Origin of the sequence: Citrobacter pasteurii (assembly GCF_019047765.1) — a bacterium.
In the GTDB taxonomy this organism is placed as follows: Bacteria; Pseudomonadota; Gammaproteobacteria; order Enterobacterales; family Enterobacteriaceae; genus Citrobacter; species Citrobacter pasteurii.
This window is the reverse complement of sequence record NZ_CP077262.1, coordinates 2,442,656-2,464,002: the sequence shown is the minus strand read 5'-3', so window position 1 is coordinate 2,464,002 and position 21,347 is coordinate 2,442,656. Positions and strand designations below refer to the sequence as shown.

The window sequence follows — 21,347 nt, the reverse complement described above, 5'->3', positions numbered from 1 at the left end:
AGATTGGTGTACTGCTACTCCAGCCCGAGGCTGTCGCGCAGAATATTCAGGCGTTCACTGTCCCCGTCACGGGCGGCCTGTTGAAGTGATTTGGTTGGTGCGTGGATCAGGCGGTTAGTCAGCTTCCACGCCAGGTCCTGCATAATGGCTTGCGCATCACCGCCCTGTTCCAGAGCAGCCAACGCTTTGGCGGTCAGTTCATCACGGATTTGTTCAGACTGACTGCGATAATCGCGGATGGTCTCGCTTGCGCTTTGTGCTCGCAGCCAGGCCATAAACTCGCTGGTTTCCTGCGCAACGATGGTTTCCGCTTCCACGGCGGCCGCTTTGCGCTGCGCCAGGTTATGCGAAATGATGCTTTGCAGGTCGTCAACACTGTACAAATAGGCATTGGACAGTTTGCCCACTTCCGGTTCAACGTCGCGTGGTACCGCAATATCGACCAGCAGCATAGGCTGATTACGGCGATTTTTTAGCGCACGTTCGACCATCCCCTTGCCAATAATAGGCAGCGGGCTGGCGGTAGAGCTGATAATAATATCGGCATCCTGTAAGCGGGCATCTATATCGCTCAGCGAAATCACCTCGGCACCGACTTCATCGGCCAGCACCTGCGCACGCTCACGTGTGCGGTTAGCGATGATCATCTTCTTCACTTTGTGCTCACGCAGATGTCGCGCCACCAGCTCGATGGTCTCGCCAGCACCCACTAACAACACGGTTACCGTGGAAAGGGATTCAAAGATCTGCCGCGCCAGCGTACAGGCAGCAAAGGCGACTGAGACCGCGCTGGCGCCGATATCCGTTTCTGTGCGTACACGTTTCGCAACGGAGAATGATTTCTGGAACATACGTTCCAGCGCACTGGCGTTCAGGTGGCCTTTTTGCGAGTCCGCAAAGGCTTTTTTCACCTGCCCCAGAATTTGTGGCTCGCCGAGCACCAGTGAATCCAGACCGCTGGCAACGCGCATCAGATGGCTGACAGCATCGTTGTCCTGGTGCCAGTAGAGGCTACTGCGCAGATCTTCTTCGTTCAGATTGTGGTACTCACACAGCCAGCGAATCAGCGCTTCCTGCAGGTTATCCTGCTCTTCTACGCTGAGATACAGCTCTGTGCGGTTACACGTCGACAGCACTACCCCGCCCTGCACCATTGGCTGCGCAAGCAGGCTGTCCAGCGCCTGATCGAGCGTGTCCGGCGAAAACGTTACGCGTTCTCGCAGCGATACAGGTGCCGTTTTATGGTTAATACCAAGCGCTAAAAGGGTCATGTGTGCGGGAATAGTACCAGCGTTGATAAGGTTAGACTGCGTGCATCATACAGGATGCGTGCGGCCAATAAAAGAGACTGCCCCCTTTTGGAGTAATAGCTTACGGTTTAAATTAAGATAACGTGACCGTAGACGATATTCACGGTCGGCGCTAGCATTAAGGGTTATAACTGCAACCGCTGGCATGATTTTGCCGGATGGCGAAAAACGTGTCTTTTCCAACCTGCGGATTCAGTTTGTAGGCCTGATAAGCGCCGCGCCATCAGGCAATTAATGCACCGTATTACAAGGATTTGTCATCATTATGACCCTGCCTGATTTTCGCCTGATCCGTCTGTTGCCGCTGGCAAGCCTGGTTCTTACCGCCTGTACGCTCAACGCGCCGAAAGGTCCCGGTAAAAGCCCCGATTCTCCGCAATGGCGCCAGCACCAGCAGGAAGTGCGCGCACTGAACCAATATCAGACACGCGGTGCGTTTGCCTATATTTCCGACCAGCAGAAAGTGTATGCCCGCTTTTTCTGGCAGCAAACTGGCCAGGATCGCTATCGCCTTCTGCTGACCAATCCGTTGGGTAGTACCGAACTGGAACTGAACGCGCAACCGGGCAACGTCGAACTCGTCGATAACAAAGGGAAGCACTACACCGCTGACGACGCCGAAGAGATGATTGGCAAACTGACCGGCATGCCTATTCCATTGAACAGCCTGCGCCAGTGGATCCTGGGTCTGCCGGGAGACGCCACCGATTATAAACTCGACGACCAATATCGTCTGAGTGAAGTGAATTACAGTAAAGACGGTAAAAGCTGGAAAGTCGTGTACAGCGCCTATGACAGCAAAACGCAGCCAGCGATGCCGGCGAACATGGAACTGTCCGACGGCTCCCAGCGCATTAAGCTAAAAATGGATAACTGGATTGTGAAATGATGACCCACTGGCCCTCTCCGGCGAAACTGAATCTGTTTTTATACATCACCGGACAGCGTGCGGACGGTTATCACACGCTACAAACGCTGTTCCAGTTTCTCGACTATGGCGACGAGATTAGTATCAACGTACGCAGCGACGGTGAAATTCACCTGTTAACGCCCGTTGATGGTGTTGAGCATGAAGACAACCTGATTGTGCGCGCCGCACGCTTGCTCATGAAAACCGCCACGGAACGTGGTCGCCTGCCAGCCGGCAGCGGCGCAGACATCAGCATTCATAAGCGCCTGCCGATGGGCGGTGGTCTGGGCGGTGGCTCATCGAATGCCGCCACCGTTTTAGTGGCACTGAATCATCTGTGGCAGTGTGGGTTGTCTGTAGATGAACTGGCAATAATGGGTTTAACGCTGGGCGCCGACGTACCGGTATTCGTACGCGGTCACGCAGCCTTTGCTGAAGGCGTAGGAGAAATCCTGACGCCGGTCAATCCAGCAGAAAAATGGTACCTGGTCGCCCATCCGGGAGTCAGTATTCCAACGCCGGTGATTTTTAAAGATCCTGACCTCCCGCGCAACACGCCAAAAAGGTCAATAGAAACGTTACTAAAATGTGAATTCGGCAATGATTGCGAGGTTATCGCAAGAAAACGTTTTCGCGAGGTTGATGCGGCGCTTTCCTGGCTGTTAGAATACGCGCCGTCGCGCCTGACTGGTACAGGGGCTTGTGTCTTTGCTGAATTTGACACTGAGTTCCGTGCTCGCCAGGTGCTTGAGCAAGCCCCGGATTGGCTCAAAGGCTTTGTGGCGAAAGGTGTAAACCTCTCCCCATTGCACAGAGCGCTACTCTAAATCATTTGGGTTTCAGGAAGATGGCGAGATGACGAACCGCCAGACACATACAAAAATATGTGACTGGTGCGAGAAATTGATGCCAGCACATGAAACGTGACTGATGACGAGTAAGCCGGGCAAGCTGAGTTGCGGTGACAACGTCACCCCGTTCCAGACGTTGCATCGCGCTCTTTAATACACCGCCTGGAGAGGATACTGCCTGGCCCGCACAGTTTTCGGCAGATTCTTTCCACCAATGGACGCATGCCTGAGGTTCTTCTCGTGCCTGATATGAAGCTTTTTGCTGGTAACGCTACCCCGGAACTAGCACAACGTATTGCCAACCGCCTGTACACTTCACTCGGCGACGCCGCTGTAGGTCGCTTTAGCGACGGCGAAGTCAGCGTACAAATTAATGAAAATGTACGCGGTGGTGATATTTTCATCATCCAGTCCACTTGTGCCCCTACTAACGACAACCTGATGGAATTGGTCGTTATGGTTGATGCGCTGCGCCGTGCTTCCGCAGGCCGTATCACCGCCGTTATCCCTTACTTCGGCTATGCACGTCAGGATCGTCGCGTACGTTCTGCTCGTGTTCCGATTACCGCTAAAGTCGTCGCGGACTTCCTGTCCAGCGTTGGCGTTGACCGCGTCCTCACCGTTGACCTGCATGCTGAACAGATCCAGGGCTTCTTTGATGTGCCGGTTGATAACGTATTCGGTAGCCCGATTCTGTTAGAAGACATGCTGCAGCTGAATCTGGACAACCCGATTGTGGTTTCTCCGGATATCGGTGGCGTCGTGCGTGCCCGCGCTATCGCTAAACTGCTGAACGATACCGATATGGCTATCATCGATAAACGTCGCCCACGTGCGAACGTTTCTCAGGTGATGCACATCATTGGTGACGTTGCGGGCCGTGACTGCGTGCTGGTTGATGACATGATCGATACCGGCGGTACGCTGTGTAAAGCAGCTGAAGCGCTGAAAGAGCGTGGTGCTAAACGCGTATTTGCTTATGCAACTCACCCGATCTTCTCAGGTAATGCGGCAAACAACCTGCGCAATTCAGTAATTGATGAAGTCGTTGTCTGTGACACCATTCCACTGACCGACGAAATCAAAGCACTGCCAAACGTGCGTACGTTGACTCTGTCGGGTATGCTGGCCGAAGCGATTCGTCGTATCAGCAACGAAGAATCCATCTCTGCTATGTTCGAGCATTAATCGAGCCAGGCTCAAAAACCCGCTGCGGCGGGTTTTTTTATCTGTAATATTTATTTGTATGACTTTTGCCTCCTTCACCTGCCATTCAGTTGACAGATGATGCGCCCATGGATGAAACATTATTGTGAACAGATTATTTTCCTCACATGTGATGCCTTTCCGCGCCCTCATCGACGCTTGTTGGAAAGAAAAATATACCGCTTCTCGCTTTACCCGCGACCTGATCGCCGGGATAACGGTTGGGATAATTGCCATCCCACTGGCGATGGCGCTGGCAATCGGTAGTGGCGTTGCACCACAGTACGGCTTGTATACCTCAGCCGTGGCTGGGATTGTTATTGCCCTCACCGGGGGCTCACGCTTTAGCGTATCAGGCCCCACCGCCGCCTTCGTGGTGATTCTGTATCCGGTGTCGCAACAGTTTGGGCTGGCAGGTCTGCTGGTCGCCACGCTCATGTCCGGGATATTCCTGATCCTCTTCGGCCTCGCTCGCTTTGGCCGCCTGATCGAATATATTCCGGTGTCCGTTACGTTAGGTTTTACCTCAGGTATTGGTATCACCATCGGTACCATGCAGATTAAAGATTTTCTTGGCCTGCAGATGGCTCATGTGCCAGAGCACTATTTGCAGAAGGTTGGCGCGCTGTTTATGGCCCTGCCAACCATCAACGTGGGTGATGCTGCGATTGGCGTGGTAACGCTGGGGATCCTGATTGTCTGGCCGCGTCTGGGTATCCGATTACCGGGCCACCTTCCAGCACTACTGGCAGGCTGTGCGGTAATGGGTATCGTGAACCTGACTGGCGGCCATGTCGCCACCATCGGATCTCAGTTCCACTATATTCTGGCTGACGGCTCACAGGGCAATGGTATCCCACAGCTGCTGCCGCAGCTGGTTTTACCGTGGAATATGCCGGAGTCAAACTTTACCCTGAGCTGGAGCTCGTTACAGGCGCTGTTACCGGCAGCCTTCTCGATGGCAATGCTCGGGGCAATCGAATCTCTGCTGTGCGCCGTCGTCCTCGATGGGATGACCGGCACCAAGCATAAAGCCAATAGCGAACTGATTGGTCAGGGTCTGGGTAATATTGTCGCCCCATTCTTTGGTGGTATTACCGCCACCGCCGCGATTGCCCGTTCAGCAGCTAACGTTCGTGCCGGCGCAACGTCGCCAATTTCTGCGGTCATTCACGCGATTCTGGTGATCCTCGCCCTGCTGGTTCTGGCACCGCTGCTCTCCTGGCTACCCCTTTCGGCGATGGCTGCCCTGCTACTGATGGTGGCATGGAACATGAGCGAAGCGCATAAAGTTGTGGATCTGCTGCGCCACGCGCCAAAAGACGACATCATCGTCATGCTGATGTGTATGTCTTTGACGGTGCTGTTCGATATGGTTATCGCCATCAGCGTCGGTATTGTTCTCGCTTCGCTGCTGTTTATGCGCCGTATTGCACGCATGACGCGTCTGGCTCCGGTCAACGTAGACGTACCAAACGATGTACTGGTACTACGCGTTATTGGCCCGCTTTTCTTTGCCGCAGCAGAGGGACTCTTTACCGATCTCGAATCTCGCCTTGAAGGCAAACGCATTGTGGTGCTGAAGTGGGACGCAGTACCGGTGCTGGATGCCGGCGGTCTGGACGCCTTCCAGCGTTTTGTTAAACGCCTGCCGGAGGGTTGTGAGCTGCGTATCAGTAATCTGGAGTTCCAGCCGCTACGCACCATGGCGCGCGCGGGTATCCAACCCATTCCTGGTCGTCTGGCGTTCTTCCCGAACCGTGATGCCGCGCTGGCAGATATTTAATCATACTATGTTACCGGCTTGCGCAGGCTTGCCGGTAACACTTCTCTTCTGTAAACGCGTCTGAGTTGCTATTATCCAGTTTCCCTTGTTCTGATGATATCTGCAACGATGAACGCTGATACTGCATTTATATTCCGTGAAATAACTGAGGATGATATTTCGTCCGTTCAGTCGTTTATTATCCACCATTTAAATCTCTATTTTAACGCTAACCGACCAGCACCTGAACCGCATGCAGATGTATTAAATCTGCGCTCACACTACCTCCATCAACCGCGAAATCGGTTGCTCGGCGCATGGAATAACCGACAGCAACTTATCGCTACGCTGGCGGTTTGCCAGTACGATGACCGAATACCGGCACTGCGTGGACGCTATCAATTATCCTCAACCGCGGAAATTTGTCGCTGCTACGTCGCACAGGAATATCGTCGGCAAGGCATAGGCAGTCAACTTGTTCTGCTGGCGGAACAATTTTGCGACCAGCAACAATATAAAACACGCTATCTGCACACCCACCATTTTTTACCTGGTGGCTATCAATTCTGGTTGCGAAATCACTTTACCGTCTATTTTGATGAAGGTGGCGAGCAGCAAATCGTGCACATGGAAAAACATCAATAAAATGTGACGCCGCGCAAATAATTAAATATCACAGTAAATTTCGCTATTAATCGTGGTCAGCCCGGCAAAGAAAACATTAATTGATCAACATCAAACAATTCTCATTTAGTTTATCGACTTTTGTGCTTTCCACATAATTAATGTCACAAGCACAAAAGCAACAAATTGATTTTATTGAATTAAAAACAAAAAGCGGCATCAACCCTACTTATTCAAGCGGTTGACGGAGCTATTCGATACCGATAAAGTCCCCACCGACAGTATTTCAGAATCTATTTATCATTTTGAAACGGAATATGGTGCGGATTATTTTAATCTTATGCCATAGCTGCCCCCGCAACTGTAAGCGGAAACTGAATATCACTGTGTCGTGGATTATCCACGACAGGTCACTGTAAAGAACGCATTTATGGGAAGGCCGATATTCAGATTGCCGCGAGCCAGGAGACCTGCTGTCAAGGTTGTATACATTGAGTGGACGGGATGGTCCATGGGGTGATTTATTTGACGAATGAGTAATATAATTTCTGAACAAATTGGCAACAATATGTTTTATTTTCATATTATCTTGCCCGCAGTTCACGATTAGATGTCATCTATCGTCATGTGCCTGTCCCGAATTTATGGAACGAAATGAACCATGACCAGACGTTCAGATTCTGGCATGAACGGGACAACGCTAATGCACGCAAAATTAACCTCTGCTTATTGCAAACTTTCACTTCTGGCACTGACTGGCGCAGCACTCTTCCTGACCAGCAATATGGCTTCTGCGGCTAAAACAGAATATCCACTAACGATCAAAAACTGTGGTAGGGATATTACGTTTAATCATGCGCCAAAACGCGTGACTACCGTTGGACAAAACAGTACTGAAATCCTCTATTCCCTGGGTCTGGCCGATCGTGTTGTTGGGACATCACTGTGGTTTAGCCCGGTACCTGAACAATACAAAGCGGCGAATGACAAGATTGCGGTCATTGCGCAAAACATCCCGAGTTTCGAAGGGATTATTGCGAAAAAACCGGATCTGGTGGCCAGTCAGTTTGAATGGCAGATTGGCCCTGCGGGCACAGTTGCTTCTTACGAACAATTTAGCGAATTACACGTTCCGGTTTATACCGCCCCAGCCGACTGCGCTAAAGACAACGAAGACGGCGGTGACGGCGTGCGTAAGAGCATGTTTGATATCGCCATGGTCTATCAGGAAATTGCCGACCTGGCGAAAATTTTTGATGTACAGGACAAAGGCGATGAGCTGATTGCCAGCCTGAAAGCACGTGAAGCCGCCGCGAAAGCTAAGATTGCCGGTATGGACAACCACGTATCTGCCGTCTTTTGGTTCTCCAGCGCCGACCTGCAGCTTGACCCTTATGTCGCCGGGAAATTTGGTCCCGCGGCGTGGATAGCGCAATCTCTTGGGGTGAAAAATGTCATTGATTCCGCTGAAGAGTGGCCAACGGTAGGTTGGGAAACCATTGCCAAAGCCAACCCATCGGTCATCGTCCTCGGCGAGATGGGCCGTCGCCGCTTCCCGGCCGATGACTGGAAAGTCAAAATGGAATACCTCACGTCCGATCCTGTTACCCGCCTGATCCCGGCAGTGAAAGAAAACCACCTGCCGGTGATCGACGTGCAGACCATGAACGCGGGTATCAGAACCATTGACGGGCTGGAAAAACTCGCCGATGCGCTGGTGCAATATGGTCTGGCGCACCCTCAGACGACTCACTAACTCTCGTCGCGCGTTATGCCTTATGCGGGCATAGCGCCCTTTCGTATTCCGGGAAGTCGTAAACAATGAGCGAATTACGCAGGACGCGTCATGCCATGAGCCAACTTGCCAGCCGGACGCTGTTCCACACGCTGTGGGTCAGCATGGTGATGTTCGGCGTCCTTCTGGCGGGCATTTCAATCGGTGAGACGGTTATCCCGTGGCGGCATGTCAGCCATACGCTGGCAAACCGCTTGTTTGATACACAGTATGCGGTGGATGCGCTTGATGCCGGGATTATCTGGAACTACCGCCTGACCCGTGCGCTGGTTTCCGCCTGCTGCGGAGCCTGTCTGGCGGTTTCAGGCGTGGTTCTCCAGTCGTTGCTGCGCAATGCGCTGGCCGAACCTTACCTGCTGGGTATTTCTGCCGGAGCCTCAACGGGCGCGGTGCTCATCGCCCTGACCGGACTTGGCGCAGGGATCATTTCCATGTCGCTTGGCGCGTTTATTGGCGCGCTGACGGCATTTCTGTTTGTCGCGCTATTGGCGATGGCGGCAAGGGGCAAAAGCGGCTCGGCCACCACGCAAATCATTCTCGCCGGGATTGCCAGTTCGCAGCTCTTCAATGCCATTACCTCGCTCATCATTACGCGTTCAGCCAATGCCGAACAGGCTAGAGGCATCATGTTCTGGCTGCTGGGCAATCTCAGTGGGGTACGCTGGCCGGATGTCGTGCTGGCAATCCCTACTGCGCTGATAGGCATCATCGTTTGCTTTTGCTATGCCCGCCACCTGGATGCTTTCTCGTTTGGCGCGGAATCGGCGGCATCGCTGGGCATTCCCGTAAAACGCACCCGTGGCGTACTGATTGCCGCCGTGACAGGGATGACGGCCATCATGGTGTCAATCGTCGGCGCTATTGGCTTTGTCGGACTGGTCATTCCCCATGCTGCGCGATTACTGGTGGGAAATCAGCACCATCGCCTATTGCCCGTCAGCGCACTTATTGGCGCCATTTTCCTCATCGTCGCGGATGTTATTTCACGCACCTTACTTCCAGGACAGGTCTTGCCGATCGGCGTGATTACCGCACTGGTCGGCGCACCTGCATTTGCCATCATTTTGATACGAGGGAATCCGGGGAAATGACCGCTAATCCTGTGGTAAACGCCCAGCATCTGTACTGGGAAGTCAAAGGCAAAGCCATCGTCAATGATGTCTCTTTTCAGGTCTCGCGCGGCGAGTTTGTCGGCATTATCGGCCCCAATGGTTCCGGGAAAACGTCGTTGATTTCGCTCCTGGCAGGTTTACTGAAACCGTCTTCCGGGCACGTTACGCTAAACCATCAGGACATTCGTCGTTATTCACGCCGCCATCTGGCGCAAAAGGTGGCACTGGTTGAACAACAGGCTGAAACCAGCGAGCGTCTTACCGCCATTCAGGCGGTTTCGCTTGGTCGCACGCCATGGCTGAGCCTGCTGTCACCGTGGTCGAGGAAAGACGACGATATTGTGCAGACGATGCTGGAGAAAGTCTCCCTACAAAACATGCAGCATCGCTGCTGGCATACCTTCTCCGGCGGAGAGCGTCAACGTCTGCACATCGCCAGAGCGCTGGCACAACAGCCGCAGGTCCTGCTGATGGATGAGCCGACAAACCATCTTGATATCCAGCATCAGATTGGCCTGCTCAATCTGGTTAAACGTGAAAAACTCACCGTCATCGCCGCACTACACGACCTGAATCATGCGGCGATGTTCTGCGATCGCATCATGGTGATGAAAGCCGGACAGCTGGCGATGCAGGGGCGTCCTGCCGCCATTTTTACCCGTGAAAATCTTAATAGCTGGTTTGGGATCGATGCGATTGTCGAACACGCCCCCGACGAAGCGAACTGTTTTATCCGTTACCAACGCCCCGCGTAAACACCGAAAGGAACCGCAATGAAACGTGTTAAGCAAAGTTTACAAATCTTATGCCTGTTAGCCTTCACCTCGACGGCTTTTGCACAAACCTACGAAGTGCTGATGAAAAACCGCGGTACAGGCGGCCCGATGGTTTATGAGCCGGACTATCTGGCGATCCAGCCAGGTGATAGCGTGAAGTTTATCCGCAAACATAAGAGCCACAATGCCGCGTCGATTGCCGAACTCTCTCCCGCCGGATATCCCGGTTTTATCGGCAAAATCGATGAAGAGATTGAAGTGAAATACGACAATGCAGGTTTCTACGGCATCAAATGTTCACCGCACTACGCGCAGGGCATGATCATGCTGATTAAAGTCGGCGATGCCGTTTTACCCGACAGCTACCGCGCGTTCAAAGCCCCTGGTCTTGCCGATAAGCGTTTTCAGGAAATTTATACCCGCATCGATAAACAGTAACGCCGTCATAAAGGGAGAATAACGGTGGTGGATAAAAAAACGCTTAGCGAAACAATCCAAACTCAGCGACGCGATTGCCTGTGCAAGCTGACAAAATTTGTCGGCGCAGCGGGCGTGACCGCCGCCGTCTGGCCACTCATTTCCGCGCTGGGTCCGGATGATAAAACTGTGGCGGAAAATGAACCCGTTGATGTCTCCCTCGCTGGCGTAACCGCAGGCCAGACGGTGAAGCGTATCTGGCAGGGAAAACTGATCCTGATTCGCCACCGCACGGCGGAGGAGATCGCCGCGGCGCGGCAAGCTGATCTGCGTCTACTGGCCGATCCACAGGCGGATAGCGAGCGGGTGGCAGCGGCACATCCACAGTGGCTGGTTGTACAAGGTTACTGCCCCCACGCGGGTTGTGTACCCAATGCCAACCCCAACGGACAGGGCTGGGTTTGCCCGTGTCATGGTTCCGAGTTTGATACCTCCGGGCGCGTGACGCGAGGCCCGGCCACGGCGAATCTGGCCATCCCTGACTTTAGCGTGTCGGCTGACGGCCTGAGTCTGCGTATTGGTACGAAGGATGCCTGAGATGAAATCCGCTTATCCGTCCCCCCCGTGGTATCACCTGCAGTTTCGTCTTCCTGTCCCCCGCTCAGTCGCTGGCGTGTGGATTTTTGCTATCGGTCTCATATTGCTGGTCATGCTGGGCGTGCAAATGCTCTCCGGTATCGTGCTGGCTATGTTCTATGTGCCTACAGCAGGATCCGCTTTTGACTCTATTGTTCATATTCTGCGCGCGGTCAGACACGGTGAGTTGGTGCGCAATCTGCATGCTATTGGCGCATCGCTTTTTTTCTTCGCCTGTTATCTGCATATTTTCCGGGCAATGTATTACAACGTCTACCGCAAACCCTATCTGAAGATGTGGGCAATCAGCGTGACGCTGTATGTGCTATTGATGATCACCGCGTTTCTCGGCTATAGCCTGATTTGGGGGCAAAAAAGCTACTGGGCCGCTACGGTCATCACCAGTTTCGCCCGCGCGGTACCGTTTATTGGCGATACGCTATATACCTTTTTGGTCGGTGGCTATATGCCCGGCACACCGACATTAGGCCGTTTTTATGTCCTTCACTTTATCATCCCCTTCGCCATTGTCGCGGTTACGATATGGCACGTCCGTACCGTCCAGTCGGCTTTTGCCCACGCGCGGAAGAAAACATTTTCGCCCAAAGAGTCTCAGCGTGTGTTGTTCGATTTTCGCATCACCGAAAACGATGCTATCAAACTCACCCTCTTTTTAATGCTGTTCGCCTGGTTTCTGTTTTTCGCGCCGCGCTATCTCAGCAGCGCCGATAACTTTATCCCGGCAGACCCGACACTCACACCGGCTATCGTCGCGCCTGAATGGTACTTCCTGCCTTTTTTCTCCATTCTGCGCTGCTTCCCCAATGAACTGGCAGGCATCACTGCGATGTGCGCGGCGGTACTGATTTTCTATTTTCTCCCCTGGCTGGATACGTCACACGCACGGTTTCGTAATAACAGTCGGCTGGTTAAAGCCATTTTTTGGTTTTGGGTCGCCAATGCGCTCTTTCTGGGTTGGTTGGGCTCAAAAGCATTGGTCGGGCCGGACTTAGTTGATGGTTTTAGCGATGACGATGGCTGGACACGCGCGGCGTCTCAGCTTTCAACACTTATTTATTTTGCATGGTTTCTGCTTGTGCTGCCGTGCCGACGTTTACTGGAACGACAGGGCTGACATCATGGCGCGATTTTTAACCACTGTAACTCTGACTCTGGCTCTTTTCTTGAGCAACGCGATTGGCGCACAGCTACCCACCGCGCAGACATGGTCGTTTAGCGGCGTGAGCGGTAAACACGATAGCGAACAACTGCGACGCGGGCTGCAGGTCTATGAAGAGAAATGCCGGGCCTGCCACGGTATGAAATATCTCACTTTCAAAACGTTAACTAAAGCTGGAGGGCCGCAACTCAGTGAGGCGGAGGCCAAAACACTGGCCAGCGGCTACGTCTTCGCGACAATTGAAGACGACAGTCAACCCGGCGAACGGGAAGGCAATCTGAACGATGTTTTCGCGTCACCTTATCTGAATGAACAGGAAGCAAAATACCTTAATAATGGCGCGCTGCCGGTTGACCTGAGCTATATCGTTCGAGCGCGAACCTACGACCGCGGGTTTCCGCGATTTTTACTGGATGCGTTCACCCCCTACACCGAGCAAGGCGCTGATTACGTTTATGCGCTGCTGACCGGGTATGCAACCGATGACCCGGAGATGAAAACCAACCGTTTTTTCCCAGGCGGGATAATTAATATGCCTAAACCGCTGGCTGACAATGACATCACCTGGGCTATGCAAACGCATGCTCCCCAAACAGAAGAACAGTACGCACGAGATGTCACCGCGTTTCTGGCGTGGGCCGCTGACCCGCAGCTTGAGAGCAGAAAACACCAGGGAGCGATCGTGATGGGATATCTGGCGAGTATGCTGGCGCTATTAGCACTGTTACAGCGCATGCGATCCCGCTCGCGCAGCAACGAGAAAAACTAACGACCAGTCAGCGAAACGCTGGCTGGTCTGCAGGTTATGTCAGCACTTAGCTGTGGCGTTGGCTATTATTACGACGGCAACGTTTGTCGTAATGGCGAACCCACCAGTAGCGGTCACTGATTTGTTCATGTCCGCCGACGCGGGCACCCGCCAGCCAGAGGACGCCACCAACAAAAATACTGAGCACGGCACCATGTGCGAAAAACTGTGGCAGATTAAATTGCGGTAACTGGTTTAAAATAGAGTAACCAACACCACCAACCATCACCACCAACCCTAAAGCCATGAGCACGTTACCGAGTAACGAAGCGTTTTTGCGTTTCATGTGTCACCTCCGGAACTTTGGGTTGTTACAGGGAATACCCCTAATCCTTATGTGTAAAGTATAGACAACACTGCCATTCGCAAGTGCGCCTGTGATCACAAATACAAACACCAACGCAACAAAACTTTACAAATAAGCTACTGAACACCCTCAATTTCCAATAGTCCATTCCTGCAATTATTCAGTTTTCGGTGCGACCCACGCAGTTTTTTGTCAAGCGCGTCGGCAAACAGTAAACTACACGCCGGTTATAGACACACTCAGGACAAATAACGTGGCGATTAAATTGATTGTCGGCCTGGCGAACCCCGGCGCAGAGTATGCGGCAACGCGACATAATGCAGGCGCATGGTACGTCGATTTACTGGCAGAGAGACTCCGTGCCCCGCTGCGCGATGAGCCGAAATTCTTCGGTTACACCTCCAGAGTCACGCTCGAAGGTGAAGATGTCCGCCTGCTGGTACCGACCACATTTATGAATCTGAGCGGCAAAGCCGTTGGCGCGATGGCCAGCTTTTATCGCATTAACCCTGATGAAATTCTGGTCGCCCACGATGAATTAGATCTGCCGCCCGGCGTCGCCAAATTTAAGCTTGGCGGCGGTCATGGCGGGCATAACGGCCTGAAAGACATCATCAGCAAGTTAGGCAATAACCCTAACTTTCATCGTTTACGCGTTGGAATCGGCCATCCGGGCGATAAAAATAAAGTTGTCGGTTTTGTTTTAGGCAAACCGCCTGTTTCAGAACAGAAGTTAATTGATGAAGCCATTGACGAAGCGGCACGTTGTACCGAGATTTTATTCAAAGATGGACTCACCAAGGCAACGAGCCGGTTACACACCTTTAAAGCGCAATAAGCAGCGATGTGCGGCATTTTTCTCGCGTGCTGTGTATAATAGGCAAAGTTATTTACATTTCTACAATCTGTTTTCCATAACAGGTTGAATATCAAAAGATTAAGGTGATTTAAACATGGGATTCAAATGCGGTATCGTCGGTTTGCCAAACGTAGGCAAATCCACCCTGTTCAACGCGCTCACAAAAGCGGGTATTGAAGCGGCAAACTTCCCGTTCTGTACTATCGAGCCGAACACGGGTGTTGTTCCGATGCCCGATCCTCGTCTGGATCAACTGGCCGAAATCGTCAAACCGCAGCGTATCCTGCCAACCACAATGGAATTTGTGGATATCGCGGGCCTGGTAAAAGGCGCATCCAAAGGCGAAGGCCTGGGTAACCAGTTCCTGACCAACATTCGTGAAACCGAAGCTATCGGTCACGTTGTTCGCTGCTTCGAAAACGACAACATTATCCACGTTAACAACAAAGTGGATCCGGCTGACGATATCGACGTTATCAACACCGAACTGGCACTGTCCGATCTCGACACCTGCGAGCGTGCTATCCACCGCGTACAGAAGAAAGCCAAAGGCGGTGATAAAGACGCGAAAGCAGAACTGGCTGCACTGGAAAAATGCCTGCCGCAGTTGGAAAACGCCGGTATGCTGCGAGCGCTGAAAAACCTGACCGATGAAGACAAAGCAGCCATCAAATACCTGAGCTTCCTGACGCTGAAGCCAACCATGTATATCGCCAACGTGAACGAAGACGGTTTTGAAAACAATCCGTACCTCGATAAAGTTCGCGAAATCGCCGACGCTGAAGGATCTGTCGTGGTTGCCGTTTGTGCCGCTGTTGAAGCTGACATCGCTGAACTCGACGATGCTGATCGTGACGAATTTATGGCTGAACTGGGTCTGGAAGAGCCTGGCCTGAACCGCGTTATCCGCGCAGGCTACGAACTGCTGAACCTGCAGACCTACTTCACCGCGGGTGTGAAAGAAGTCCGTGCATGGACCATCCCTGTCGGCGCAACCGCTCCGCAGGCAGCCGGTAAGATCCACACCGACTTTGAGAAAGGCTTTATCCGCGCACAAACTATCGCGTTTGAAGACTTCATCACCTATAAAGGTGAGCAAGGCGCGAAAGAAGCCGGCAAGATGCGTGCAGAAGGTAAAGATTACATCGTTAAAGATGGCGATGTGATGAACTTCCTGTTCAACGTCTAAGTTGCTTCTGCTGTCTGATCAGGCTTTCCGGAGCTTTGTCAGATCAATGAACGCGAAAAAAATCCACGCTGCTGCGTGGATTTTTGTCAACGATAACGTCCTGCAGGCCTGGCGTAAACTCATGGCAAATTGTGCCGTCAGATAGCTGACGAGCTCACGCTTTATCGCTGGTTTTAAAGCTTTTTTTTCGATGACGTCTTTTAACGTGAGATTTTCCAGACTCAGGTCGGCAAACATTTGTTTCAAACGTCGATTCTCATCCTCAAGGTCTTTGATTTTTTTAATATCGGCCACTTCCATCCCGCCATACTTTGCCTTCCAGTTGTAATAACTGGCCTCCGAAATAGCGGCCTCACGGCACACATCCTTGACGGTACGTCCGGCTTCGACGGACTTCAGTACGGCGATGATCTGGTGTTCAGTGAATCGGATCTTACGCATAGTGATCTCCCCAAGGGATATAATCAGTATGTTGGAAGATCTCTAAAAGTGAATGGGCCGTTTTACCGGGATGCTTACACCCCCACCACTCTTCACAAACTTGATTTGCTCAACAAGGTTTTTCTTGGATTTCAACTGAAATAGATGTGGATCAGTGTGCATGGAAAATATGGTTGACGCTTCTTAAAAAAAACTCAGAGTTCATTGCAAAGCATGTATGATAAAAAACTGAGCCTCCTTAAACACACTGACATGACCTGTCAGTTATGAGGGGTAATATTAGGGAAAATTACAGAGGGGCGTATGCATGAGCGGACACGAAATCATGGCACAAAGGATAACCACTATTGTGGCGGAACTGTATCAGCATGGTTTCGTATCACGACTGAAATTAATGGATGAATTCAACATCAGCGAACGTACACTGTATCGTGATCTTAATCGTCTTGGAGATCGCATAATCCATGACGGAAACGGCATTTATAGACTGGCCCCTGCTTACGTCAAGCCTATTTCTCTGAATAATTTACAAAGCCTTGTTAGAATCTTTGATATGGAGGATGTATTCCCTACAAAAAAAATATTATCACAGCCTGATTTCACCTCATTGAATATACGTTCATTACCAGGTGATCCTCAAGCGAAGCGTATGCTTGAATGCAATTATGGTTTGTTTGATAAAGCTATTCGTGAGAATCAAATTTGTGAGTTCCACTATAAAGAAAAACAGCGGAGCGTTGCACCCTATAAACTCATAAACACGAAGGGTGTTTGGTATCTGGGGGCTGTAGAGAACGGGAATGTCAAGGGATTCCAACTAGCTAAAATTCACTGGCTTAAACTGAAAAATGAATACTTCACACCAGAGCCTGGCATTATTCAATATTTTATCGAGGAAGATGATGTCTGGTTCTCTATGAATAAACAGATTGTGCATGTCAAAATCGCAGCTGATGTAAGCTATTATTTTCAACGTCGAAGAATACTTCCCGCACAAAAAACAATCAGCCAAGAATCTAACGGCGACTTAATCGTGCAAACGGAAATGGCGCATGAAAATCAATTATTTCCACTGTTACGCTACTGGTTACCAAATCTTATTATTATTTCTCCTGTTGAGATACAACGGCGTTTCTATCAAAAACTTAACCAGCAAATAACAGAGTTAAAAAAACAATGCAATGGAACTACTTTTGACAACCAGCAGCAGGAGTGAATTATGCTACATAACCCAGAAAAAAAAGAACCGTTATCTCCTTCTAATGTAGATAAGCAAAAACATAACAGAGAGCAAATTGAGCTCGAGCAGAACCGTGCTGCTATTGCCCTTGCACAGGATGAAATCGTTAAACGTTATGGGAGCGCTAGTGCTGAATTTATTAAAGGCCATCGAGGTGTTGATAATGAAACAGGGCATCGCTTTACTAAAGGTCTTGCAGACGTCGCTGCACATAAGGTAAATCCTGATTACGCCACACAGAATATTAAACAACAAGCTGGCTTCTCTGCCGAAATTGCAACTACCAGTCGTGATAACGCAGAAGCAATTATAAATGGCGATACTGCACGAACGTGGCGTAGCGATGATTTACCTGAGTTTGGCCGTAACCATAACGTTGTTGATCGTGTGATGATTCAGGATGGTGTGATTGTAGAAGGGTCTCAGAGCCAGATGAAATTTGTAGGTGACCGCGACCAACTTTTTAAAGATATCACAAAAGATGACGGTAAATTTTCCCGCTATCGAGGAGTTAAGCTAGAACTCCCTTCTGAACAATACAAAGGAGCAGCAGAACACTGCCGTAAGAAAGCCTCTGAACTACGCGAGCAGGCGGGTAAGGTTGAGGCTTCAGGAAAACATGATATTGCAGATAAGCTCCGCCGGGAAGCAGATAATTACGAGCAACTGGCTGACAATGTGATTGATAGCGGTTTAACAACAGAACAAGCCATTTTTTACCGTGAGCATCCTAAGATAGCAACAGCAATGGATATTACGCGTACCAGTCACAGAGCAGGTATCGAAGGGGCTAAAACAGGAGCTGTTGTTGGCGGTGCGATATCATTGGTTATCAATATTTTTAATGTCGCTCAGGAGAAGAAAGCACTGGGTGAAGCAATTGAAGACATCACTTTTGACAGCGCGAAAGCAGCGGTGATGGGCTACGGTACTGCATTTGCAGGATCAGCGATAAAAGCAGGTTTGCAGCAATCAGAGAAGCAGGCATTACGGGCGATAGCCGGAACAACAGCCCCGGTTCTGGCGGTCAATATTTGCCTATCGCTTGGCATATCTATTAAGCGTTACATTAATAATGAAATTAATGAAGCTGAACTGCTTGATGAGATAGGTGAAAAAGGTTCCGGTATGCTTTCTAGCGGAATGATGGCGGCGCTAGGACAAATTGCGATTCCTGTTCCGGTTGTAGGGGCGGCAATTGGCGGTATGATTGGTTACACGCTCTCATCTATGTTTTATCAAAGTGCTCTTGAGGCCGCACGTGAGGTGACACTTTCACGTGAGCGCCTGGCGCATATTAGTGCTATTGAGAGTGAAGCTCGAGCACAAATCAAGCAGCAACAAACATTGCTTGATGAGTTTACTGCTCGGGAAATCCCACAACTTTGTAAAGACACCCAACATTTCTTTAACATTATTTCACGTGGAACCGATAATATTGACGATCTGGCCTTTGCTGTTAATGATTTTGCCACTTTACTCGGTGCACAATTACAGTTTCAGACTATGCCTGAATTCGAAGAATTCATGGATTCAGACAAACCATTAGTGTTGTAAACAGTGAGGGAACACCATGCTAATTAGAATGCTGCCTGATGAGAAAAAGGTCCTACTCGTGGAGCTTGCCAGGCTTATAACGTTATCTGACAACCAATTAATATGGAATGGAAAATCGAAGGATGAACTAACATCCGACTCTGATCTAAATAGTCTAACAATTCAGAAGAATTCGCTGGAAACAGAGTTACTGGAACAAATGGAACAGAGCTTTTCAGGTGGATTTTTCGGAGACGTATTAGATGGATTATATGGTCATTCTACTGAACATCAATTAATTGAGAAACTGAAAACCTATCCACTTTCTCAAATTGATGCGCCCGAGACTCGTATTCAGGCGGCGACCTCAGTATTAAAACTACTGCTTAATGATCAAAAAGTTGATAATCCCGCAACAGCAAAAATCATCATTTTCCAGCTTTTTTTAGTTGCTCTGCGAGATGGCCATATTTCCAGCATTGAATGGAACCTATTGAAAGAGATCCAGTTACACTTCAAGATCCCTGATTTTATTTTTAAAGATCTCCTGGATCGTGCCGAAGCCTTGAACATTGAAATGAGTAAAATACTCGCTCTCGTACTTGAATGAAGGAGTTATGATATGCCTATCCCTATTATTATCGGAGCAGTGGCCGCTGCCGCTGGAATTTATGGTATTGCTAAAGGTGTTGGTGGTGCCAAAGATCACAGCAATGCAAAAAACATTAATGAAAGTGCTCAAAATATGGTTGACGATATTAGTTCGCAAATCGAGTCAGGCCGCGAGCTAACAAATAACGTTATTGAAGACTATGGACAGCGCAAGCTTCGTGCGTATAACGGCGTTATTAATGATTTCATTGTTAATTTTGGACGCCTCAAAAATGTTGAACTAGCTAACAGTGCTGAACTGGAAAAACTCAACGCGGGCGATTTTACCAGTACTACCTTGTCAGCGCTGAAACAGGATTACCAGATTCTGAAAGATGCCGGTTTGGGTATTGGAGCAGGCATGGGAAGCGGCGCAGCGCTAGCTTTTGGTGCCTACAACGGCACAATGCTACTGGCGACTGCAAGCACAGGAACGGCTATCTCCTCGCTATCAGGCGTCGCGGCAACTAACGCAACCCTGGCCTGGCTTGGGGGGGGGTCACTAGCCACAGGGGGTTTTGGTATGGCAGGGGGAATGATGGTGTTGGGGGGAATTGTTGCAGGCCCGGCACTGGCAATTTTCGGCCATATCATGGGAAATAAAGGTGAAGCAGCGTTGAACAATGCACGTAGCAACATGGAACAAGCGCAAACGATTTACGAAGAAGGCTTATTAATGGTAGGGAAACTCCAATCCATTGAAAAGGTAACAATACTCGCAAATAATGCATTCTCTCTGACGAGTGGCCTTCTTCGTAGCGCTGTTTATGATATGAAGAATGCGCTGGAAAGCTACGGTGAAAACTTCCCTGACTTCCCGCAGGAGTGCAAAGATGCCGTGTTCATGTCTGTTAAGTATGCCCAATTATTGAAAGCGATGATTGATACTCCGATCCTTGATCAAGAAGGAAACCTGGTACTTTCAACTGAACGAAGAATTATCAATATTACAGATGTTGCTGAAGGCAGAAAGGACAAACTGGACGATATCGACGCATAAGATAAAAACAGGCTCACGTATCATCGTGAGCCTTATAACGGGTGAAAGAAATGTCCTGCAACAGTGATCAATTACCATTCCCATGCATAAAGTGTGGTCTATGTTGTCAGCGCGTAAGTCTAGCAAAAGAAACGCTTTTTCTGGACAGAGGCGATGGTACGTGCCGCTATTATGACCCTGCAAGCAAGGGGTGTAGCATCTACAATGAGCGCCCCGATATATGTAGGGTTGATCTGCAATTTACGCTTCATTACACCCATCTCTACACATGGGAACATTTTGTTGAACTCAATCTAGTTGTGTGTCGCCAACTAATTGAGGCTGATGAAAGTGAGTGACAATGAAATTTTCCCGTCTAACCGAATCATTCACTTTTTAAAATCTTTCGACATACTGGCTATACCCTCCAGATGAGAGCGCTATGAGTATACGGTTCATTGGACACCACCATTTTGTACTAATTGCAACACCTCGCTCAATACCGTTACAGGCACTGGCTCCGCTACGCCATATTCGGTGTATGCCACCGTTCCCAGCGCGAACTACACGCCCGACAACTATACGGACACCGTCACTATCTCAGTGACCTACTGACGCGCCGCTAAAATGCAATCAAGAAAACACAAATAATTATCATATTGTTTACTTTTAGAGGTACATCATAAATCTGATAAATAGTCATTCTCATGCGCCATGCATATTAAATGCCTGAATCGCTACTTGATCGCAAAAAT

Annotated in this window: 21 protein-coding genes, 2 pseudogenes and 1 riboswitch; of the genes and pseudogenes, 20 read left to right on the top strand and 3 right to left on the bottom strand. The window is 50.1% G+C overall.

Features of this window, described 5'->3' with window-relative positions:
• Positions 1-14 precede the first annotated feature (14 nt).
• Positions 15-1,271: a glutamyl-tRNA reductase gene (gene hemA / locus I6L54_RS12010; RefSeq protein WP_040233235.1), complete on the bottom strand. Its 1,257-nt coding sequence runs from the start codon at positions 1,269-1,271 to the stop codon at positions 15-17.
• A 304-nt stretch (positions 1,272-1,575) separates the two neighbouring features.
• Between hemA and lolB the strand changes: the two genes are divergently transcribed.
• From lolB to I6L54_RS11950, 12 genes are all read left to right on the top strand, one after another.
• Entirely contained in the window at positions 1,576-2,199 is a 624-nt protein-coding gene (gene lolB / locus I6L54_RS12005; RefSeq protein ID WP_005126359.1) for a lipoprotein insertase outer membrane protein LolB, read from the top strand.
• Positions 2,196-3,047, top strand: a complete 852-nt coding sequence (gene ispE / locus I6L54_RS12000; protein WP_005126358.1) for a 4-(cytidine 5'-diphospho)-2-C-methyl-D-erythritol kinase — start codon at positions 2,196-2,198, stop codon at positions 3,045-3,047. Before lolB ends, ispE begins: the two co-directional genes overlap by 4 nt.
• A gap of 264 nt (positions 3,048-3,311) precedes the next feature.
• Positions 3,312-4,259, top strand: coding sequence for a ribose-phosphate diphosphokinase (gene prs, locus I6L54_RS11995; RefSeq protein ID WP_001518537.1), 948 nt, complete (start codon positions 3,312-3,314; stop codon positions 4,257-4,259).
• Positions 4,260-4,383: 124 nt separating this feature from the next.
• A complete protein-coding gene (dauA, locus tag I6L54_RS11990) occupies positions 4,384-6,063 on the top strand; it encodes a C4-dicarboxylic acid transporter DauA (RefSeq protein ID WP_072041496.1) in 1,680 nt (559 codons plus the stop codon).
• A 108-nt stretch (positions 6,064-6,171) separates the two neighbouring features.
• The gene (locus I6L54_RS11985; RefSeq protein WP_040233239.1) at positions 6,172-6,687 is read left to right on the top strand and encodes a GNAT family N-acetyltransferase; all 516 of its coding nucleotides are present in this window, start codon (positions 6,172-6,174) and stop codon (positions 6,685-6,687) included.
• A gap of 241 nt (positions 6,688-6,928) precedes the next feature.
• Positions 6,929-7,158, top strand: a riboswitch (cobalamin riboswitch).
• Between the two features lie 211 nt (positions 7,159-7,369).
• Complete coding sequence (locus I6L54_RS11980) at positions 7,370-8,422, top strand: ABC transporter substrate-binding protein (protein WP_040233263.1); 1,053 nt, start codon at positions 7,370-7,372, stop codon at positions 8,420-8,422.
• 65 nt (positions 8,423-8,487) lie between these two features.
• The gene (locus I6L54_RS11975) at positions 8,488-9,552 is read left to right on the top strand and encodes a FecCD family ABC transporter permease (protein WP_040233242.1); all 1,065 of its coding nucleotides are present in this window, start codon (positions 8,488-8,490) and stop codon (positions 9,550-9,552) included.
• Complete coding sequence (locus I6L54_RS11970) at positions 9,549-10,328, top strand: ABC transporter ATP-binding protein (protein WP_005122340.1); 780 nt, start codon at positions 9,549-9,551, stop codon at positions 10,326-10,328. Before I6L54_RS11975 ends, I6L54_RS11970 begins: the two co-directional genes overlap by 4 nt.
• A gap of 18 nt (positions 10,329-10,346) precedes the next feature.
• Positions 10,347-10,787 carry a pseudoazurin gene (locus I6L54_RS11965; protein WP_005122339.1) on the top strand — a complete coding sequence of 147 codons (441 nt, stop codon included), beginning with the start codon at positions 10,347-10,349 and terminating at the stop codon, positions 10,785-10,787.
• Between the two features lie 24 nt (positions 10,788-10,811).
• Positions 10,812-11,363 (top strand): ubiquinol-cytochrome c reductase iron-sulfur subunit, encoded by a 552-nt coding sequence (petA, locus tag I6L54_RS11960; protein ID WP_005122337.1) that lies wholly within the window; start codon positions 10,812-10,814, stop codon positions 11,361-11,363.
• A gap of 1 nt (position 11,364) precedes the next feature.
• Positions 11,365-12,537, top strand: a complete 1,173-nt coding sequence (locus I6L54_RS11955; RefSeq protein ID WP_040233244.1) for a cytochrome b — start codon at positions 11,365-11,367, stop codon at positions 12,535-12,537.
• A gap of 4 nt (positions 12,538-12,541) precedes the next feature.
• On the top strand, positions 12,542-13,351 hold the full coding sequence (locus I6L54_RS11950) for a cytochrome c1 (RefSeq protein WP_040233248.1): 810 nt from the start codon (positions 12,542-12,544) through the stop codon (positions 13,349-13,351).
• 46 nt (positions 13,352-13,397) lie between these two features.
• On the opposite strand, the gene ychH is transcribed toward I6L54_RS11950, so the two are convergent.
• Positions 13,398-13,676 (bottom strand): stress-induced protein YchH, encoded by a 279-nt coding sequence (gene ychH, locus I6L54_RS11945; RefSeq protein ID WP_005122329.1) that lies wholly within the window; start codon positions 13,674-13,676, stop codon positions 13,398-13,400.
• 274 nt (positions 13,677-13,950) lie between these two features.
• Here ychH and pth point away from each other — a divergent pair, with 274 nt between their 5' ends.
• Entirely contained in the window at positions 13,951-14,535 is a 585-nt protein-coding gene (pth, locus tag I6L54_RS11940; protein ID WP_003020814.1) for an aminoacyl-tRNA hydrolase, read from the top strand.
• Positions 14,536-14,650: 115 nt separating this feature from the next.
• The gene (ychF, locus tag I6L54_RS11935; RefSeq protein ID WP_005122324.1) at positions 14,651-15,745 is read left to right on the top strand and encodes a redox-regulated ATPase YchF; all 1,095 of its coding nucleotides are present in this window, start codon (positions 14,651-14,653) and stop codon (positions 15,743-15,745) included.
• A gap of 81 nt (positions 15,746-15,826) precedes the next feature.
• Here ychF and I6L54_RS11930 read toward each other — a convergent pair.
• Positions 15,827-16,186, bottom strand: a pseudogene (locus I6L54_RS11930) (transposase); the annotation flags it as partial.
• 307 nt (positions 16,187-16,493) lie between these two features.
• Here I6L54_RS11930 and I6L54_RS11925 point away from each other — a divergent pair.
• From I6L54_RS11925 to I6L54_RS24505, 6 genes and pseudogenes are all read left to right on the top strand, one after another.
• A complete protein-coding gene (locus I6L54_RS11925) occupies positions 16,494-17,402 on the top strand; it encodes a helix-turn-helix transcriptional regulator (RefSeq protein WP_052463783.1) in 909 nt (302 codons plus the stop codon).
• Between the two features lie 3 nt (positions 17,403-17,405).
• On the top strand, positions 17,406-18,983 hold the full coding sequence (locus tag I6L54_RS11920; RefSeq protein WP_005122312.1) for a hypothetical protein: 1,578 nt from the start codon (positions 17,406-17,408) through the stop codon (positions 18,981-18,983).
• A 16-nt stretch (positions 18,984-18,999) separates the two neighbouring features.
• Positions 19,000-19,572: a hypothetical protein gene (locus I6L54_RS11915; protein WP_040233249.1), complete on the top strand. Its 573-nt coding sequence runs from the start codon at positions 19,000-19,002 to the stop codon at positions 19,570-19,572.
• A 12-nt stretch (positions 19,573-19,584) separates the two neighbouring features.
• Positions 19,585-20,613, top strand: a complete 1,029-nt coding sequence (locus I6L54_RS11910; RefSeq protein WP_005122305.1) for a hypothetical protein — start codon at positions 19,585-19,587, stop codon at positions 20,611-20,613.
• A gap of 50 nt (positions 20,614-20,663) precedes the next feature.
• Positions 20,664-20,951 carry a YkgJ family cysteine cluster protein gene (locus I6L54_RS11905; RefSeq protein WP_072041497.1) on the top strand — a complete coding sequence of 96 codons (288 nt, stop codon included), beginning with the start codon at positions 20,664-20,666 and terminating at the stop codon, positions 20,949-20,951.
• A gap of 127 nt (positions 20,952-21,078) precedes the next feature.
• Positions 21,079-21,207: pseudogene (locus tag I6L54_RS24505) on the top strand (spore coat protein U); the annotation flags it as partial.
• Positions 21,208-21,347 lie beyond the last annotated feature (140 nt).

Excerpts from the sequence above, each read along its gene's own strand:
- I6L54_RS11925 (WP_052463783.1), top strand. The coding sequence starts at position 16,494 with ATGAGCGGACACGAAATCATGGCACAAAGGATAACCACTATTGTGGCG.
- I6L54_RS11920 (WP_005122312.1), top strand. The coding sequence starts at position 17,406 with ATGCTACATAACCCAGAAAAAAAAGAACCGTTATCTCCTTCTAATGTA.
- I6L54_RS11955 (WP_040233244.1), top strand. The coding sequence starts at position 11,365 with ATGAAATCCGCTTATCCGTCCCCCCCGTGGTATCACCTGCAGTTTCGT.
- I6L54_RS11985 (WP_040233239.1), top strand. The coding sequence starts at position 6,172 with ATGAACGCTGATACTGCATTTATATTCCGTGAAATAACTGAGGATGAT.
- ychF (WP_005122324.1), top strand. The coding sequence starts at position 14,651 with ATGGGATTCAAATGCGGTATCGTCGGTTTGCCAAACGTAGGCAAATCC.
- lolB (WP_005126359.1), top strand. The coding sequence starts at position 1,576 with ATGACCCTGCCTGATTTTCGCCTGATCCGTCTGTTGCCGCTGGCAAGC.
- I6L54_RS11950 (WP_040233248.1), top strand. The coding sequence starts at position 12,542 with ATGGCGCGATTTTTAACCACTGTAACTCTGACTCTGGCTCTTTTCTTG.
- hemA (WP_040233235.1), bottom strand. The coding sequence starts at position 1,271 with ATGACCCTTTTAGCGCTTGGTATTAACCATAAAACGGCACCTGTATCG.
- ispE (WP_005126358.1), top strand. The coding sequence starts at position 2,196 with ATGATGACCCACTGGCCCTCTCCGGCGAAACTGAATCTGTTTTTATAC.
- I6L54_RS11915 (WP_040233249.1), top strand. The coding sequence starts at position 19,000 with ATGCTAATTAGAATGCTGCCTGATGAGAAAAAGGTCCTACTCGTGGAG.
- I6L54_RS11910 (WP_005122305.1), top strand. The coding sequence starts at position 19,585 with ATGCCTATCCCTATTATTATCGGAGCAGTGGCCGCTGCCGCTGGAATT.
- I6L54_RS11970 (WP_005122340.1), top strand. The coding sequence starts at position 9,549 with ATGACCGCTAATCCTGTGGTAAACGCCCAGCATCTGTACTGGGAAGTC.
- I6L54_RS11965 (WP_005122339.1), top strand. The coding sequence starts at position 10,347 with ATGAAACGTGTTAAGCAAAGTTTACAAATCTTATGCCTGTTAGCCTTC.
- I6L54_RS11905 (WP_072041497.1), top strand. The coding sequence starts at position 20,664 with ATGTCCTGCAACAGTGATCAATTACCATTCCCATGCATAAAGTGTGGT.
- I6L54_RS11975 (WP_040233242.1), top strand. The coding sequence starts at position 8,488 with ATGAGCGAATTACGCAGGACGCGTCATGCCATGAGCCAACTTGCCAGC.
- ychH (WP_005122329.1), bottom strand. The coding sequence starts at position 13,676 with ATGAAACGCAAAAACGCTTCGTTACTCGGTAACGTGCTCATGGCTTTA.
- I6L54_RS11980 (WP_040233263.1), top strand. The coding sequence starts at position 7,370 with ATGCACGCAAAATTAACCTCTGCTTATTGCAAACTTTCACTTCTGGCA.